Here is a 16,815-nt window from a genome sequence, read left to right on the forward strand (position 1 = left end):
GGGCATCCGGAAGCGTGTCCGTCACCGGTTTCGGGCGCCGGAGCGTCAGACGGCGCGGTTGCGGCGCCGGGCCAGTTCGTCGGTGGGGTTGTGGCCGATGAGGGTCTCCCCGGTGTCCACGCGCTCCCCGTGCAGCTGTGAGAGGGCCGCGTCCACGTCCCGCCACACCACCCCCACGGCGATGCCGAAGATGCCCTGGCCGCCCTGGAGCAGGTTCACGACCTCGTCGGGCGAGCAGCACTCGTAGACGGTGGCGCCGTCGCTCATCAGCGTCATGCGTTCGAGGTCCTGGAATCCCCGGGCCCGCAGATGCTGCACCGTGGTGCGGATGTTCTGCAGGGCGACGCCCGTGTCCAGGAAACGCTTCACGATCTTGAGGAGCACCACGTCCCGGAAACTGTAGAGACGCTGGGTGCCCGAGCCGTAGGCCGGCCGGACGCTCGGTTCGACCAGTCCCGTACGCGCCCAGTAATCGAGCTGCCGGTAGGTGATCCCGGCCGCCGCGCACGCTGTCGGCCCGCGGTAGCCGATGCCGTTCGCCCCTGGGACACCGTCCGACACCGGGGCCACCGGGTGAACCGGTTGCCTGATGGTGTGGTCGGCCCCACTGCCGTGCTGCGGATACGGCCCGCCCGCCGCCGCACCGTCGCCGCTGCTTCTCACGCCGACCTCCGTCCTTGACCTGCCCCCTCGAAGGTAGGCAGTCACCGGGGGTGCGTCAACGATCGCCACACTCGGCACGCCGAGTGATAATCACCCTGAGGGTGGTTTCCCGTGACGTCGGACCGGGAAGGGCTTCTCGAATGCGCGCCCGCCGCCGGTCCGGACGGGGTCACTGGCTGTTGGTACCGAAGTCCTCGGGCGAGATCTGGTCGAGGAACTCGCGGAACTTCTCGACCTCGTCCTCCTGCTCGTCCGGGATGGCGATCCCCGCGTCGTCGAGCACTCCGTCGCTGCCGTAGATCGGCGTTCCGGTGCGCAGCGCCAGCGCTATGGCGTCGGACGGCCGTGCGCTCACCTCCACACCGCTGGCGAAGACCAGCTCCGCGAAGAAGATCCCGTCCCGGATGTCCGTGATCCTGACTTCGGTGAGCTCCTGGCCGACCGCGTCGAGGACATCCTTGAAAAGGTCATGGGTCAGCGGCCTGGCAGGGGCCATCCCCTGCTGGGCGAAGGCGATGGCCGTGGCCTCGCCGGGACCGATCCAGATGGGGAGGTACCGGTCGCCTCCCACTTCACGCAGGAGAACGATCGGTTGATTGGAGGGCATTTCCACCCGGACACCGACAACGTCGAGCTCGTTCACACAGCAACCCTAGGACGTGCTCGCCATGTTTGGGTAGTCGGGCTCCGCCGAGGTCAGTGCGAACGCATGCGCAGGGCGGTCTGCACGAGCGCCGCGTGCAGCCGTACGGAGAGCTCGGCGAGCTCCTGCGCGGTGGCCTCGGCACGTGCCCTGGTCTGCGGATTCCGGTGCCGGCGCAGGGGCGCCACCACCTGCTCGACCAGCCCGGCCTCCCGCTCGGCGGCGGCCCTCACGGCGCGCAGATGCCGCGGTTCGAGACCGAACCGGCCGAGGTCGGACACGAGTTTCGCGACGTTCACCGCTTCGGCGTCGTACCCACCCTCGGGCTCGGGCACGATGAGGCCGTAGGACTCCCATTCGGCGAGCTGCTCCTCGTCCGCGCCGGTGACGGCGAGGAGCTCGGCACGGCCGATACGGGCCGCTGCGGGCGCCCCGGCCATCGCCGCGTCCCAGCAACTGTCCGCGAGGTCCTTCTGGCCCCCCGGGGAGGGCAGCGCGACCTGCTCCCCCCGGGCGAGGGCGTCCAGGTACTCCCGGATGACCTTCAGGGGGAGGTAGTGGTCCCGCTGCATGCGCAGCACCTGCGCGAGCTTCTCCACGTCCTCGGAACTGAACTTCCGGTATCCGGAAGGCGTCCGCTCGGGCTCGACGAGCCCCTCCGCCTCCAGGAAACGGATCTTCGAGATCGTGACTTCCGGAAACTCCTCGCGGAGCTGGGCGAGCACCGCGCCGATGCTCACCGCACGGCGGTCCGCGGCGGCGGTGCCGTTTCCGGCACCGCCCTGGGATGTTCGCAGCATGGGCCTTCCTGGGGTTCCCCCGGACGTGGTGGTCCGGGGCAGGTCACACGCTCCGCTGGCTCGCGTAGAAGACCAGCCGGTACTTACCGATCTGGACCTCGTCGCCATTGGTCAGCGCGACGGAGTCGATGCGCTCACGGTTGACGTAGGTGCCGTTCAGGCTGCCGACGTCTCCCACGGTGAAGCTACCGTCCGCGACCCGGTGGAACTCCACATGACGCCGCGACACGGTCACGTCGTCCAGGAAGATGTCGCTCTGCGGGTGACGGCCGGCCGTCGTCAGGTCGCCGTCCAGCAGGAAGCGGCTGCCCGAGTTCGGGCCGCGGCGGACCACCAGGAGCGCGCTCCCCGCGGGCAGCGCGTCCACGGCCGCCTGCGCCTCGGGAGAGAGCGACGGCAGCTTGGTCTGGCCGGTGACCTCGGCGTCGTAAGCCTCGAGTCCGGAGATCGAGATCGTCGACGTGGTCTCGGAGGCGCGCTCGGGGATTCCGCCCTTCAGCGGCGCGCCGCAGTTGGAGCAGAACCGGCTGGTCGCCGGATTCCGGTGACCGCACCTCGCGCAGAGCGCCACACCGGAGCCCGCCGGGGCGGGGTGGAATCCGGTGCTCGGCCCGGAGTCACCGGAACCTATGCCGGAGACACCCGCCTGCGCTCCGGAGCCGCCGCCCGAGGCGGACAACTCGTCGCGGAAGAGGGGGCGGTCGCCGCCCTGCTCCTCGTCCTGGCCGTGCCGCGGCGCGCGATGGCGGGCAGCACTGTTGCTGTCCTCGCGTGCGCTCTTTCCGAACAACTTCGCAAAAAACTTCACGGGCGATTCCCCTTGACCGACATAGACCCGCCCGTGGGGCAGGACGAACCCTGACTGAACACACCTGCCGACCCGGACATTCTCACAACGTCCGTATCCACCCGACAGTTTCCACCACGCACCATGGATACGGTGCGGCGACCCCCCGTAACCCCGCACACCTGCTTGGAGTTGCCGAGGGCCTTACCCCGCCGGTGGACCACTACGACGACGACCGAGCGTAGTCAGGCTGCTTCGCAGGTCGCAAGGCGTCCACCGCAATGTCGTCGGCCCGTTCCACCACCGCCGTCGCCTGCTCCTTCTCCAGCGTCTGGACCACCCCGCCCGGGATGTTGAGCGCCGGCTCCAGATCCTCGGGCCGGCCGATCACCTCGAAGGCGTACGGCGCCTGGACCGCACGGCCGTCGACCTTCACCGACCCGGCGTCCCCGGAGAAGTACGTACTGGCGACCACGCGCACCCCGTTGACCTCGATGGCCTCGGCGCCGGCCGCACGGAGCTCCTGGACGGCGTCCAGCAGCATGTCCGGGGCGACCGACTTGGTGGGGTCGTCGACGGTGAGCGTGATTCCCGGCCCGTGGGCCGCGACGGTACCCGCGAGGATACCCAGTTGCCGCTCCTTCTCCAGCGTCTGCTTGCGCGCCTCCTCGGCCTGGTCGGAACTGTTCTCCAGTTCCGTCCGCTGGGCGTCGAGACGCTGCTTCTCGTCCTCCAGCCGCTGGGTCCTGTCGTCGACCTCGTCGAGGATGCGGACCAGGTCCTCCTGGCGGGCGCCGCGCAGGGCGCTGTCGTCGCTGTTGGACCGTACCTGGAGCGCCAGGCCCAGTCCCAGCCCGAACAGCAGCAGCGCCACCACGAGTTGGGCCCGGGTGACCCGGGGCGGCCAGAGCCCGGCACGCAGCCGCTGACGTCCGCTCAGTCCGTTCCTCTCCGGGGGCCGTACGGCAGCCGTCTCCGGAGCCGGACCGTCGGTCGCTTCGTCCCGGGGCGTCTCTTCGTCGTTCATCGGCGTCAGGCCCGGAAGACGTGTCGGCGGATGGCGGCCGCGTTGGAGAAGATCCGGATGCCCAGCACGACGACCACACCGGTCGACAACTGCGCGCCCACGCCGAGCTTGTCGCCGAGGAAGACGATGAGCGCGGCCACCACGACGTTGGACAGGAACGACACGACGAAGACCTTGTCCACGAAGATCCCGTCCAGCATCGCGCGCAGTCCGCCGAAGACCGCGTCGAGCGCGGCCACCACGGCGATCGGGAGGTAGGGCTCGACCACCGCCGGTACCTCGGGCCGGACGAACAGTCCGACCACGACTCCCACGACGAGGCCCAGTACGGCGATCACGATGTGCCCTTCCCTGTGTCTGCCGCACCACTGCCGGTGTCTGCGGCCTTCGGTTCTGCTGTGCGTACGATCAGGCTCGGCGCGGCCGGGAGCCGTACCGCCTTCTGATCGGACAGGCTGGTCCGGATGTCGAAGCCGTCGTGCAGGGCCTGGAGGTACTGGCCGTCCGCACTGGACCGGAACGTCGCGGCCAGCTTCTTCCCGTCCCCCACCGCCAGCACCGTATAGGGCGGCACGAGGGGCCTGTTGTCGACCAGTATGGCGTCTCCGGCGGCACGGATCGCCGAAAGTGCCGTCAGCCGCTGCCCGTTGATGGCTACGGCCTCCGCGCCGGACTCCCAGAGGCCGTTGACGACCCGCTGCAGGTCCCGGTCCCGCACCCGGCCGGTGTCGGCGAACCCGCTGGTGCCGCGCGGCCCGTCGTCGCCCTGGTCGGTCTCGTCGGCGTCGTCCACGACGAGTTTCACCCCGGGGCCCTCGACCGGGGTGGCCCCCGAGAGGAGGGCGACCAGCTCGCCCTGGTCCCCGCCGTGCTGGAGGAGAGCCGCGCGCTGCCGCGCGCCGACGTCCGTGCGGAGCTTCTCCACCTCGGATTCGAGGGAGTCGGCCGCATCGGTCTCGCCGTCGATGCGGTCGATGAGTTCCTGGCGTTCCTTGGCCACCACCGGAGCGGACACCCTGGCCTGTGCGGCACCGAGGGTGACGACGAGCGCGATGAGCACGAGTCCGGCGGCGAGGCCCAGCTTGGCCCGCAGCTTGCGGGGCAGCCCCGCGGTCCCGCCGGTCCCGCGGCGGGCCGCGGCCTCGGCGTACCCCTCGTCCAGGCTGTGGTCCATCACCTGGGTCAGCAGCGACATGGAGGCGTCGGGGCGGGCGGGCGGAGCGGAACTGCTCCGTTCGGGGGGCGGCTGCGGCATGCCGCACATCGTCGCACGTCACCCCGGCTACCGCCGAATGGACCTGACCACACGGCTCCGGGGAGCCACCGGCGTACGGCGGCTCCCCGGAAACGGGTGCGGGGGGGTCAGTCCCCGGCGCTGTCGACGACAGCGGCCCACTCATCCAGCAGCAACTGGGCGGAGGCGTCGTCGGGGCCCTCGGCCCACAGGTGGGTGACGGCCTCGGCCGGGTCGGGCAGGACCATGACCCAGCGGCCGTCCGCCTCGACGACGCGGACGCCGTCGGTGGTGTCCACGTCCCGGTCGCCGGCGGCCTCGACGACCCGCCGCATCACGAGCCCCTTGACCGCCCAAGGGGTGGCCAGGTCGCGGCGGAGCACATGGGCGCGCGGGATGCGGTCGTCGATCTGGCTCAGGGTGAGCTGGGTCCGGGCGATCAGGCCGATGAGCCGGACGAAGGCGGCCGACCCGTCGAAGACGCTGCTGAACTCGGGGACGATGAATCCGCCGCGCCCGTCGCCGCCGAAGATCGTGTTCTCCTCACGGCCGACCCTGGTCAGGTCGTCCGGCGAGGTCGTCGTCCACTCCACCTGCGTGCCGTGGTAGGCGGCCACCTGCTCGGCGACCCGCGTGGTGGTCACCGGCAGGGCCACCCGGCCGCTCCGCCGCTCGGCGGCCACCAGGTCGAGCATGACCAGCAGCGCCCGGTCGTCCTCGATGATCCTGCCGCGCTCGTCGACGAGGGAGAGCCGCTCACCGACCGGGTCGAACCGTACGCCGAACGCGGCCCGCGCCGACGACACGATCTCGCCGAGCCGGACCAGCCCGGCGCGCCGGGTCTCGGCGGACTCGGTGGGCCGCGACTCGTCGAGTCCCGGGTTGATGGTGAGCGAGTCGACGCCGAGCCGTCCGAGGAGGCTGGGCAGAACGAGCCCCGCGCTGCCGTTGGAGGCGTCCACGACGACCTTCAGACCCGATTCGGCGATGCCGGTCGTATCGACGTTGCGGAGCAGGGAGCCGGTGTACGAGTCGAAGACGCTCGACGGGAAGTGCAGGTCCCCGATCTCGCCGGGGAAGGCCCTGCGGTACTCCTGGCGGGCGTAGACCCTGTCCAGCTTCCGCTGCCGGGCCTGCGAGAGATCGGCACCACGCTCGTCGAAGAACATGATGTCGACGGAGTCGGGGACGCCGGGAGACGTTCTGATCATGATGCCGCCGGCGCTTCCGCGGGCCGTCTGCTGACGGGCCACCGGCAGCGGCACGTTCTCAAGATCCCGGACGTCGATCGCGCTCGCCTGGAGCGCGGAGATGACCGCGCGCTTCAGCGCTCGCGCACCACGGGAGTGGTCGCGCGCGGTCGTGACGGTCGACCCCTTCTTCAGGGTGGTCGCATAGGCGCCGGCGAGACGGACCGCGAGTTCGGGGGTGATTTCGACGTTCAGGATTCCGGAGACACCGCGGGCTCCGAAGAGGTGTGCCTGTCCGCGCGACTCCCAGATCACCGAGGTGTTGACGAAGGCGCCGGCCTCGATGGTCTTGAAGGGGTAGACCCGCACATTCCCCTGGATGATCGATTCTTCGCCGACGAGGCATTCGTCGCCGATGACGGCGCCGTCCTCGATGCGGGCGGCGCGCATGACGTCGGTGTTCTTACCGATCACGCAGCCCCGCAGATTGCTGTGGGAGCCGATGAACACGTTGTCGTGGACCACCGCCCGGTGCAGGAAGGCACCGGACTTGACCACCACGTTCGACCCGATGACGGTGTGCTCCCGGATTTCGACGTCCGCCTCGACCTTGGCGTAGTCACCGATGTAGAGCGGGCCGCGGAGGGTCGCGTCGGGGTGGACTTCGGCGCCTTCCGCCACCCATACGCCGGGGGCGATCTCGAAGCCGTCGAGTTCGACGTCGACCTTCCGTTCCAGCACGTCGGCCTGGGCCTTCACATAGCTTTCGTGCGTGCCCACGTCCTCCCAGTAGCCCTCGGCGACATAGCCGTAGATCGGCTTGCCCTCCTTCATGAGCTGCGGGAAGACGTCGCCGGACCAGTCCACGGACGTGTCGGCCTGGACGTAGTCGAAGACCTCGGGCTCCATCACGTAAATACCCGTGTTGACGGTGTCCGAGAACACCTGACCCCACGTGGGCTTCTCCAGGAACCGCTCGACCTGACCCTGCTCGTCCACGATCGTGATTCCGAATTCCAGAGGATTGGGAACCCGGGTCAGGCAGACGGTGACGAGCCCGCCCTTCTCCTTGTGGAACGCGATGAGGTCGGTGAGGTCGAAGTCGGTCAGCGCGTCGCCGGAAATGACGAGGAAGGTGTCGTCCTTCAGCGCCTCCTCGGCGTTCTTCACGCTTCCCGCGGTGCCGAGCGGCTTCTCCTCATTGGCATAGGTGAGCTCCATTCCGAGCTCTTCCCCGTCCCCGAAGTAGTTCTTGACGAGAGAGGCCAGGAACTGGACGGTCACCACGGTCTCATTGAGTCCGTGCCGCTTCAGCAGTCGGAGCACATGCTCCATGATCGGCCGGTTGGCCACAGGGAGAAGCGGCTTGGGCATGCTTGAGGTCATCGGGCGAAGGCGTGTGCCCTCGCCGCCAGCCATCACGACGGCCTTCATGTCGGAAACGTCCTCCTAGAGACGACGGTTAAGCCGACTTGGCCCGTCGGGCGGCGTCGAGAGACATCTGCCGCGGTCCGGCCACTCTGCACGGCACCGCTTCAACGAGCTCAATCGGCTGTTGCGTCCGCCTTGACGAGCCGGCGGACCTGAACCACGTAGAGGAGTCCTGCCCACCAATACAAGGTTGTACCCCACCCGGCGAACGCCCATCCGAAAACTGCGGCCAACGTTTCAAGCCAACCACTTCCGTCGCTGAGCAGCAACAAGGGGAAGGCGTACATCAAGTTGAAGGTTGCAGCTTTCCCGAGGAAGTTCACCTGGGGCGGCGGATAACCGTGCCGGCGGAGGATGCCGACCATCACCAGCAGCATCAGTTCCCGGGCCAGGAGCGCGATGGTGAGCCAGAGCGGCAGGATCTCGCGCCAGGTGAGCCCGACGAGTGTGGAAAGGACATAGAGCCGGTCCGCCGCAGGGTCCAGGAGCCGCCCGAGGCTGCTGACCTGATTCCACCGGCGGGCGAGCTTGCCGTCGAGGTAGTCGCTGATACCGCTCAGCGCGAGTACCAACAGCGCCCAGCCGTCACTGTGCGGGCCGCCGAACACCGGGCGAAGGATCAGCCACAGGAAAAGCGGTACCCCGACAAGGCGAGCCATGCTGAGGATGTTGGGGATGGTGAGGACCCGGTCCGTCTGAACCCGAGTCTCCTGGACCTCCACCCGGGGGCCTCCTGTGTGAAGAAATGTGCCAATGATGCCCCCTGACCCTACCGTCAGCCACCGTGTCCAGGTGCAGCAGGGTCAAAAAACCACCCCGTAAACGCAGAAAACCCCCGTGCCCAAAGGCACGGGGGTCTCCCGGAAAAATTGTTCGGCGGCGTCCTACTCTCCCACAGGGTCCCCCCTGCAGTACCATCGGCGCTGAAAGGCTTAGCTTCCGGGTTCGGAATGTAACCGGGCGTTTCCCTAACGCAATGACCACCGAAACACTATGAAATTAACCAACCGGATGAAAACACGGCGGTTGTTATTTCAGAACCAACACAGTGGACGCGAGCAACTGAGGACAAGCCCTCGGCCTATTAGTACCAGTCAGCTCCACCCGTTACCGGGCTTCCACATCTGGCCTATCAACCCAGTCGTCTACTGGGAGCCTTAACCCCTCAAAGGGGGTGGGAATACTCATCTCGAAGCAGGCTTCCCGCTTAGATGCTTTCAGCGGTTATCCTTTCCGAACGTAGCCAACCAGCCATGCCCTTGGCAGGACAACTGGCACACCAGAGGTTCGTCCGTCCCGGTCCTCTCGTACTAGGGACAGCCCTTCTCAATATTCCTACGCGCACAGCGGATAGGGACCGAACTGTCTCACGACGTTCTAAACCCAGCTCGCGTACCGCTTTAATGGGCGAACAGCCCAACCCTTGGGACCGACTCCAGCCCCAGGATGCGACGAGCCGACATCGAGGTGCCAAACCATCCCGTCGATATGGACTCTTGGGGAAGATCAGCCTGTTATCCCCGGGGTACCTTTTATCCGTTGAGCGACAGCGCTTCCACAAGCCACTGCCGGATCACTAGTCCCGACTTTCGTCCCTGCTCGACCCGTCGGTCTCACAGTCAAGCTCCCTTGTGCACTTACACTCAACACCTGATTGCCAACCAGGCTGAGGGAACCTTTGGGCGCCTCCGTTACTCTTTAGGAGGCAACCGCCCCAGTTAAACTACCCATCAGACACTGTCCCTGATCCGGATCACGGACCGAGGTTAGACATCCAGCACGACCAGAGTGGTATTTCAACGGCGACTCCACAACCACTGGCGTGGCCGCTTCAAAGTCTCCCACCTATCCTACACAAGCCGAACCGAACACCAATATCAAACTGTAGTAAAGGTCCCGGGGTCTTTCCGTCCTGCTGCGCGAAACGAGCATCTTTACTCGTAATGCAATTTCACCGGGCCTATGGTTGAGACAGTCGAGAAGTCGTTACGCCATTCGTGCAGGTCGGAACTTACCCGACAAGGAATTTCGCTACCTTAGGATGGTTATAGTTACCACCGCCGTTTACTGGCGCTTAAGTTCTCAGCTTCGCCGACCCGAAAGTCAGCTAACCGGTCCCCTTAACGTTCCAGCACCGGGCAGGCGTCAGTCCGTATACATCGCCTTACGGCTTCGCACGGACCTGTGTTTTTAGTAAACAGTCGCTTCTCGCTGGTCTCTGCGGCCACCCCCAGCTCACCGAGTAAATCGGATCACCAGTGATGGCCCCCCTTCTCCCGAAGTTACGGGGGCATTTTGCCGAGTTCCTTAACCATAGTTCACCCGAACGCCTCGGTATTCTCTACCTGACCACCTGAGTCGGTTTAGGGTACGGGCCGCCATGAAACTCGCTAGAGGCTTTTCTCGACAGCATAGGATCATCCACTTCGCCACAATCGGCTCGGCATCAGGTCTCAGCCTTAACGTGTGACGGATTTGCCTACCACACGGCCTACACCCTTACCCCGGGACAACCACCGCCCGGGCTGGACTACCTTCCTGCGTCACCCCATCGCTTACCTACTACAAGTCTGGTTCATCGGCTCCACCACTACCCTCAACTCCGAAGAGATCGGGCCGGCTTCACGGACTTAGCATCGCCTGATTCAGTACTGGGCGTTTCAAAGCGGGTACCGGAATATCAACCGGTTGTCCATCGACTACGCCTGTCGGCCTCGCCTTAGGTCCCGACTTACCCTGGGCAGATCAGCTTGACCCAGGAACCCTTAGTCAATCGGCGCACACGTTTCTCACGTGTGTATCGCTACTCATGCCTGCATTCTCACTCGTGAACCGTCCACAACTCGCTTCCGCGGCTGCTTCACCCGGCACACGACGCTCCCCTACCCATCCATACTCCCGTTGGGGATATGTGTATGAATGACACAACTTCGGCGGTACGCTTGAGCCCCGCTACATTGTCGGCGCGGAATCACTTGACCAGTGAGCTATTACGCACTCTTTCAAGGGTGGCTGCTTCTAAGCCAACCTCCTGGTTGTCTCTGCGACTCCACATCCTTTCCCACTTAGCGTACGCTTAGGGGCCTTAGTCGATGCTCTGGGCTGTTTCCCTCTCGACCATGGAGCTTATCCCCCACAGTCTCACTGCCGTGCTCTCACTTACCGGCATTCGGAGTTTGGCTAAGGTCAGTAACCCGGTAGGGCCCATCGCCTATCCAGTGCTCTACCTCCGGCAAGAAACACACGACGCTGCACCTAAATGCATTTCGGGGAGAACCAGCTATCACGGAGTTTGATTGGCCTTTCACCCCTAACCACAGGTCATCCCCCAGGTTTTCAACCCTGGTGGGTTCGGTCCTCCACGAAGTCTTACCTCCGCTTCAACCTGCCCATGGCTAGATCACTCCGCTTCGGGTCTAGAGCGTGCAACTCAATCGCCCTATTCGGACTCGCTTTCGCTACGGCTTCCCCACACGGGTTAACCTCGCTACACACCGCTAACTCGCAGGCTCATTCTTCAAAAGGCACGCAGTCACGACTGCATGTGCAAGCACATACAGCGACGCTCCCACGGCTTGTAGGCACACGGTTTCAGGTACTATTTCACTCCGCTCCCGCGGTACTTTTCACCATTCCCTCACGGTACTATCCGCTATCGGTCACCAGGGAATATTTAGGCTTAGCGGGTGGTCCCGCCAGATTCACACGGGATTTCTCGGGCCCCGTGCTACTTGGGTGTCTCTCAAACGAGCCGTTAATGTTTCAGCTACGGGGGTCTTACCCTCTACGCCGGACCTTTCGCATGTCCTTCGCCTACATCAACGGTTTCTGACTCGTCTCACAGCCGGCAGACCGTAAAAGAGAGATCCCACAACCCCGCATGCGCAACCCCTGCCGGGTATCACACACATACGGTTTGGCCTGATCCAGTTTCGCTCGCCACTACTCCCGGAATCACGGTTGTTTTCTCTTCCTGAGGGTACTGAGATGTTTCACTTCCCCTCGTTCCCTCCACACTGCCTATGTGTTCAGCAGCGGGTGACAGCCCATGACGACTGCCGGGTTTCCCCATTCGGAAACCCCCGGATCAAAGCTAGGTTGACAGCTCCCCGGGGACTATCGTGGCCTCCCACGTCCTTCATCGGTTCCTGGTGCCAAGGCATCCACCGTGCGCCCTTAAAAACTTGGCCACAGATGCTCGCGTCCACTGTGCAGTTCTCAAACAACAACCAGCCACCCATCACCCCAACCCGAAGGCTGAGTTCACTGGGACCGGACTGAAGGCAGCCATTCGGCCGTACCCTCAGATACCCAACAACGTGCCCGACACAGCCGATCCATCATTACTTTCCACGCCGAAGCAGTACTCGCAACAACCAACCAACCGTGCCGAATAGTCAACGTTCCACCCATGAGCAACCAGCATCGAACATTCGCCGATGTACTGGCCTCTGACCAAACCGAAGCCTGGTAAGAAATGCTCCTTAGAAAGGAGGTGATCCAGCCGCACCTTCCGGTACGGCTACCTTGTTACGACTTCGTCCCAATCGCCAGTCCCACCTTCGACAGCTCCCTCCCACAAGGGGTTGGGCCACCGGCTTCGGGTGTTACCGACTTTCGTGACGTGACGGGCGGTGTGTACAAGGCCCGGGAACGTATTCACCGCAGCAATGCTGATCTGCGATTACTAGCAACTCCGACTTCATGGGGTCGAGTTGCAGACCCCAATCCGAACTGAGACCGGCTTTTTGAGATTCGCTCCGCCTCGCGGCATCGCAGCTCATTGTACCGGCCATTGTAGCACGTGTGCAGCCCAAGACATAAGGGGCATGATGACTTGACGTCGTCCCCACCTTCCTCCGAGTTGACCCCGGCAGTCTCCTGTGAGTCCCCATCACCCCGAAGGGCATGCTGGCAACACAGAACAAGGGTTGCGCTCGTTGCGGGACTTAACCCAACATCTCACGACACGAGCTGACGACAGCCATGCACCACCTGTATACCGACCACAAGGGGGGCACCATCTCTGGCGCTTTCCGGTATATGTCAAGCCTTGGTAAGGTTCTTCGCGTTGCGTCGAATTAAGCCACATGCTCCGCTGCTTGTGCGGGCCCCCGTCAATTCCTTTGAGTTTTAGCCTTGCGGCCGTACTCCCCAGGCGGGGAACTTAATGCGTTAGCTGCGGCACCGACGACGTGGAATGTCGCCAACACCTAGTTCCCAACGTTTACGGCGTGGACTACCAGGGTATCTAATCCTGTTCGCTCCCCACGCTTTCGCTCCTCAGCGTCAGTAATGGCCCAGAGATCCGCCTTCGCCACCGGTGTTCCTCCTGATATCTGCGCATTTCACCGCTACACCAGGAATTCCGATCTCCCCTACCACACTCTAGCTAGCCCGTATCGAATGCAGACCCGGGGTTAAGCCCCGGGCTTTCACATCCGACGTGACAAGCCGCCTACGAGCTCTTTACGCCCAATAATTCCGGACAACGCTTGCGCCCTACGTATTACCGCGGCTGCTGGCACGTAGTTAGCCGGCGCTTCTTCTGCAGGTACCGTCACTTTCGCTTCTTCCCTGCTGAAAGAGGTTTACAACCCGAAGGCCGTCATCCCTCACGCGGCGTCGCTGCATCAGGCTTTCGCCCATTGTGCAATATTCCCCACTGCTGCCTCCCGTAGGAGTCTGGGCCGTGTCTCAGTCCCAGTGTGGCCGGTCGCCCTCTCAGGCCGGCTACCCGTCGTCGCCTTGGTAGGCCATTACCCCACCAACAAGCTGATAGGCCGCGGGCTCATCCTTCACCGCCGGAGCTTTTAACCCCGTCCCATGCGGGACAGAGTGTTATCCGGTATTAGACCCCGTTTCCAGGGCTTGTCCCAGAGTGAAGGGCAGATTGCCCACGTGTTACTCACCCGTTCGCCACTAATCCACCCCGAAAGGCTTCATCGTTCGACTTGCATGTGTTAAGCACGCCGCCAGCGTTCGTCCTGAGCCAGGATCAAACTCTCCGTGAATGTTTTCCCGTAATCGGGATCACAACACGAGAGCGGAACGACCAGGTCGGAATATGACCGGTCGTTCACAGCGTCCTCGCTATTGTTGCCCACCAGGCCGTTAAGCGCTGGTAGGACTTTTCAAAGGAACCACCAACCTGCCGAAGCAGGCCGGGGTATCAACATATCTGGCGTTGACTTTTGGCACGCTGTTGAGTTCTCAAGGAACGGACGCTTCCTTCGGTCCCGTTTCACCGGGGCCCTCCGGGCGCTTCCCTTCGTTCTTGCGTTTCCGACTCTATCAGACTCTTATCTGTCCGATTCCCGGTCGAAGCGGGTCAAGCGATTTTCGCTTTCCAGTTCTTCGCTTTCGCGTTTCCCTTTCCGGCGAGTCCGACTCTATCAGGCAATTCCTTTCCCTCCGACCAGGCCCCCGCAGGCATGCGGAAGCCCCGTGGGGGCAGGGTTTTGCTGGAGAGTCGCCACCGGCCCCGGGACCAGAAGTCGCGGTGGGGCCAGGCAGATCTACGACAGTACAGCCTCGTCGGGAGACGAGGCAAATCGTTCGCGGTGCACTTCTACGTCAGCCAAACGGGACATCTCCAGCGGAATCATGACTTGCCATGACTTACCCTGCTGAGGAGCGTGCCGACCTGTGACACCGACCACGGGCGGCCATCGAGCAGCCAGGCGCCCCAGCCCCACCTCCCGGAGGCATCCATGACCCACGTGACGTCCCCCCTCAGCGGACAGGCCATCGGACTGGCCGCGGTCCCCGACCCGGTCTTCTCCGGCGCGATGGTGGGGCCCGGAACGGCCATCGACCCCGTCCGGGAGCCCGGCGAGGCTGTCTCACCGGTCGACGGCGTCGTGGTCTCCCTGCACCCGCACGCCTTCGTGGTGGTCGACAACGAGGGGCACGGTGTTCTGACGCACCTGGGGATCGACACCGTGCAGCTCAACGGTGAAGGGTTCGAGCTCCTCATCAACAAGGGGGACACCGTCACGCGCGGACAGGGCATCGTGCGGTGGAACCCGGTCGAGGTCGAGGCGGCGGGGAAGTCCCCGATCTGTCCCGTCGTGGCGCTGGAGGCGACGGCCGACTCCCTCTCCGAGGTCCAGGAGTCCGGTGACGTGAAAGCGGGAGGCCCCCTCTTCGGCTGGCGGTGACGCCGACCTTCCGTGACGAGCCAGTCGGACATCCACCGCGGGGGTTCCCGCCGCACAAACGGAGACGGGTGACATGGAGACAACTCTGCGAGGCGTCGGTGTGAGCCACGGGGTGGCCATCGGCGAGGTCCGGCACATGGGGACGGCCGTCCTGGAGCCGCCGGTCAGGCAGATTCCCCCGGAGGAGACGGCGCGGGAGCAGGGACGCGCCCGGCAGGCCGTGGAGGCCGTCGCCGCCGACCTGATCGCGCGCGGCAACCTCGCCGGCGGTGAGGCGCAGGGGGTGCTGGAGGCGCAGGCCATGATGGCGCAGGACCCGGAGCTGATGGTCGACGTGGAGCGGCGCATCGCCGAGGGGAGCACGGCCGAGCGCGGACTGTACGAGGCCTTCGCCGCCTACCGCGCGCTGCTCGCCAACGCCGGGGAGTACCTCGCGGGGCGGGTCGCCGATCTCGACGACGTACGCAACCGGATCGTGGCCCGGCTCCTCGGGGTTCCGATGCCGGGGGTGCCGGACAGCGACCATCCGTACGTGCTGATCGCGCGGGATCTGGCGCCCGCGGACACCGCGCTGCTCGATCCGACGCTGGTGCTCGGGTTCGTCACCGAGGAGGGCGGGCCGACCAGTCACAGCGCGATCCTGGCGCGGGCGCTCGGGGTGCCGGCCGTGGTCGCGCTGCCCGGCGCCGGTGAACTGGCCGAGGGCGTGGTGGTGGCCGTCGACGGCGGCACCGGCGAGGTGTTCGTCGAACCCGGCGCGGAGAAGCGGGCCGCGCTGGAGGGCGCGGCTGCGGCGCGCGAGGCGGCACTCGCCGCCTCCAGCGGGCCCGGTGCCACCTCGGACGGGCACAAGGTGCCGCTGCTGGCCAACATCGGCGGTCCGGGAGACGTGCCGGCGGCGGTGGAGGCGGGCGCGGAGGGCGTCGGGCTCTTCCGTACGGAGTTCCTGTTCCTGGACGACAGTGAGCAGGCGCCTTCCGAGGAGAAGCAGGTCGCGGCGTACCGCGCCGTGCTGGAGGCCTTTCCCGAGGGCCGTGTCGTCGTCCGGGTGCTCGATGCCGGAGCGGACAAGCCGCTGGCCTTCCTCACCCCCGCCGACGAGCCGAACCCCGCACTCGGGGTGCGGGGGTTGCGCAGTCTTCTGGACCACCCCGACGTTCTGCGTACCCAGCTGACCGCTCTGGCCAAGGCCGCCGAGGGGCAGTCGGCGCAGTTGGAGGTCATGGCGCCGATGGTCGCCGACCGGACCGACGCGAAGCACTTCGCCGACGCCTGCCGTGAGTCGGGGCTGGGGGCGAAGGTCGGGGCGATGGTGGAGATCCCGTCCGCGGCGCTGCGGGCGCGCTCGGTGCTCCAGGAGGTGGAGTTCCTCTCGCTCGGCACCAACGACCTTGCGCAGTACACCTTCGCCGCCGACCGGCAGGTGGGCGCGGTGTCCCGGTTGCAGGACCCGTGGCAGCCGGCGCTCCTGGACCTGGTGGCGCTGTCGGCGCACGGGGCGCGCGCCGAGGGCAGGAGCTGCGGGGTCTGCGGTGAGGCGGCGGCCGATCCGCTGCTCGCCTGTGTGCTGACCGGGCTCGGGGTCACCTCTCTCTCGATGGGCGCGGCCTCGCTCCCCTACGTACGGGCGGCGCTCGCGCAGTACACGCTGGCGCAGTGCGAGCGGGCCGCCGCCGTGGCGCGGGCCGCGGACTCCGCGGAGGACGCGCGGAACGCGGCCCGGGCGGTGCTGGAAGGCGCGTAGCCGGGGCCGGGCCCAGGAACCGGACGGCTGAAGAACCGGGCGACCGGGCGCAGGGGCTTCCCGCCGTGGTGGCGGGGAGCCCCTGCGCGTCGGGGCCTGCGCATCGGGGCCTGCGGGTCGGGGCTGCGCGTGG

The 16,815-nt window shown here is 65.6% G+C and carries 11 protein-coding genes and 3 rRNA genes; 2 read left to right on the forward strand and 12 right to left on the reverse strand.

The features are described 5' to 3' along the window. Nucleotides 1-45: 45 nt before the first annotated feature. From OG599_RS04255 to OG599_RS04310, 12 genes are all read right to left on the reverse strand, one after another. A complete protein-coding gene (locus OG599_RS04255) occupies nucleotides 46-663 on the reverse strand; it encodes a MerR family transcriptional regulator (RefSeq protein ID WP_327174594.1) in 618 nt (205 codons plus the stop codon). Nucleotides 664-832: 169 nt separating this feature from the next. Further along, nucleotides 833-1,306 (reverse strand): bifunctional nuclease family protein, encoded by a 474-nt coding sequence (locus OG599_RS04260; RefSeq protein WP_327174595.1) that lies wholly within the window; start codon nucleotides 1,304-1,306, stop codon nucleotides 833-835. A 53-nt stretch (nucleotides 1,307-1,359) separates the two neighbouring features. Next, on the reverse strand, nucleotides 1,360-2,106 hold the full coding sequence (gene ftsR / locus OG599_RS04265; RefSeq protein WP_327174596.1) for a transcriptional regulator FtsR: 747 nt from the start codon (nucleotides 2,104-2,106) through the stop codon (nucleotides 1,360-1,362). A 43-nt stretch (nucleotides 2,107-2,149) separates the two neighbouring features. Continuing rightward, nucleotides 2,150-2,914: an FHA domain-containing protein gene (locus OG599_RS04270; RefSeq protein ID WP_327174597.1), complete on the reverse strand. Its 765-nt coding sequence runs from the start codon at nucleotides 2,912-2,914 to the stop codon at nucleotides 2,150-2,152. A gap of 202 nt (nucleotides 2,915-3,116) precedes the next feature. Continuing rightward, nucleotides 3,117-3,920 carry a DUF881 domain-containing protein gene (locus tag OG599_RS04275; protein ID WP_327174598.1) on the reverse strand — a complete coding sequence of 268 codons (804 nt, stop codon included), beginning with the start codon at nucleotides 3,918-3,920 and terminating at the stop codon, nucleotides 3,117-3,119. Between the two features lie 5 nt (nucleotides 3,921-3,925). After that, the gene (locus OG599_RS04280; RefSeq protein WP_031069011.1) at nucleotides 3,926-4,258 is read right to left on the reverse strand and encodes a small basic family protein; all 333 of its coding nucleotides are present in this window, start codon (nucleotides 4,256-4,258) and stop codon (nucleotides 3,926-3,928) included. After that, the gene (locus tag OG599_RS04285; protein ID WP_327174599.1) at nucleotides 4,255-5,175 is read right to left on the reverse strand and encodes a DUF881 domain-containing protein; all 921 of its coding nucleotides are present in this window, start codon (nucleotides 5,173-5,175) and stop codon (nucleotides 4,255-4,257) included. The genes OG599_RS04280 and OG599_RS04285 overlap by 4 nt, the downstream gene beginning before the upstream one ends. A gap of 107 nt (nucleotides 5,176-5,282) precedes the next feature. Beyond that, nucleotides 5,283-7,778, reverse strand: a complete 2,496-nt coding sequence (locus OG599_RS04290; RefSeq protein ID WP_327174600.1) for a mannose-1-phosphate guanyltransferase — start codon at nucleotides 7,776-7,778, stop codon at nucleotides 5,283-5,285. 110 nt (nucleotides 7,779-7,888) lie between these two features. Next, nucleotides 7,889-8,497 carry a CDP-alcohol phosphatidyltransferase family protein gene (locus OG599_RS04295; RefSeq protein WP_327174601.1) on the reverse strand — a complete coding sequence of 203 codons (609 nt, stop codon included), beginning with the start codon at nucleotides 8,495-8,497 and terminating at the stop codon, nucleotides 7,889-7,891. A 149-nt stretch (nucleotides 8,498-8,646) separates the two neighbouring features. Continuing rightward, nucleotides 8,647-8,763 (reverse strand): 5S ribosomal RNA (rrf, locus tag OG599_RS04300). Nucleotides 8,764-8,839: 76 nt separating this feature from the next. After that, nucleotides 8,840-11,965, reverse strand: a 23S ribosomal RNA gene (locus OG599_RS04305). Between the two features lie 298 nt (nucleotides 11,966-12,263). Further along, nucleotides 12,264-13,789, reverse strand: a 16S ribosomal RNA gene (locus OG599_RS04310). The 16S, 23S and 5S rRNA genes sit together here, the layout of an rRNA operon. Nucleotides 13,790-14,488: 699 nt before the next feature. On the opposite strand from OG599_RS04310, the gene OG599_RS04315 reads away from it, so the two are divergent. After that, nucleotides 14,489-14,938: a PTS sugar transporter subunit IIA gene (locus tag OG599_RS04315; protein WP_327174602.1), complete on the forward strand. Its 450-nt coding sequence runs from the start codon at nucleotides 14,489-14,491 to the stop codon at nucleotides 14,936-14,938. Nucleotides 14,939-15,011: 73 nt separating this feature from the next. Beyond that, the gene (ptsP, locus tag OG599_RS04320) at nucleotides 15,012-16,682 is read left to right on the forward strand and encodes a phosphoenolpyruvate--protein phosphotransferase (protein ID WP_327174603.1); all 1,671 of its coding nucleotides are present in this window, start codon (nucleotides 15,012-15,014) and stop codon (nucleotides 16,680-16,682) included. The last annotated feature ends 133 nt before the right edge of the window (nucleotides 16,683-16,815 follow it).

The sequence above is a fragment of the Streptomyces sp. NBC_01335 genome, assembly GCF_035953295.1.
GTDB lineage: Bacteria > Actinomycetota > Actinomycetes > Streptomycetales > Streptomycetaceae > Streptomyces.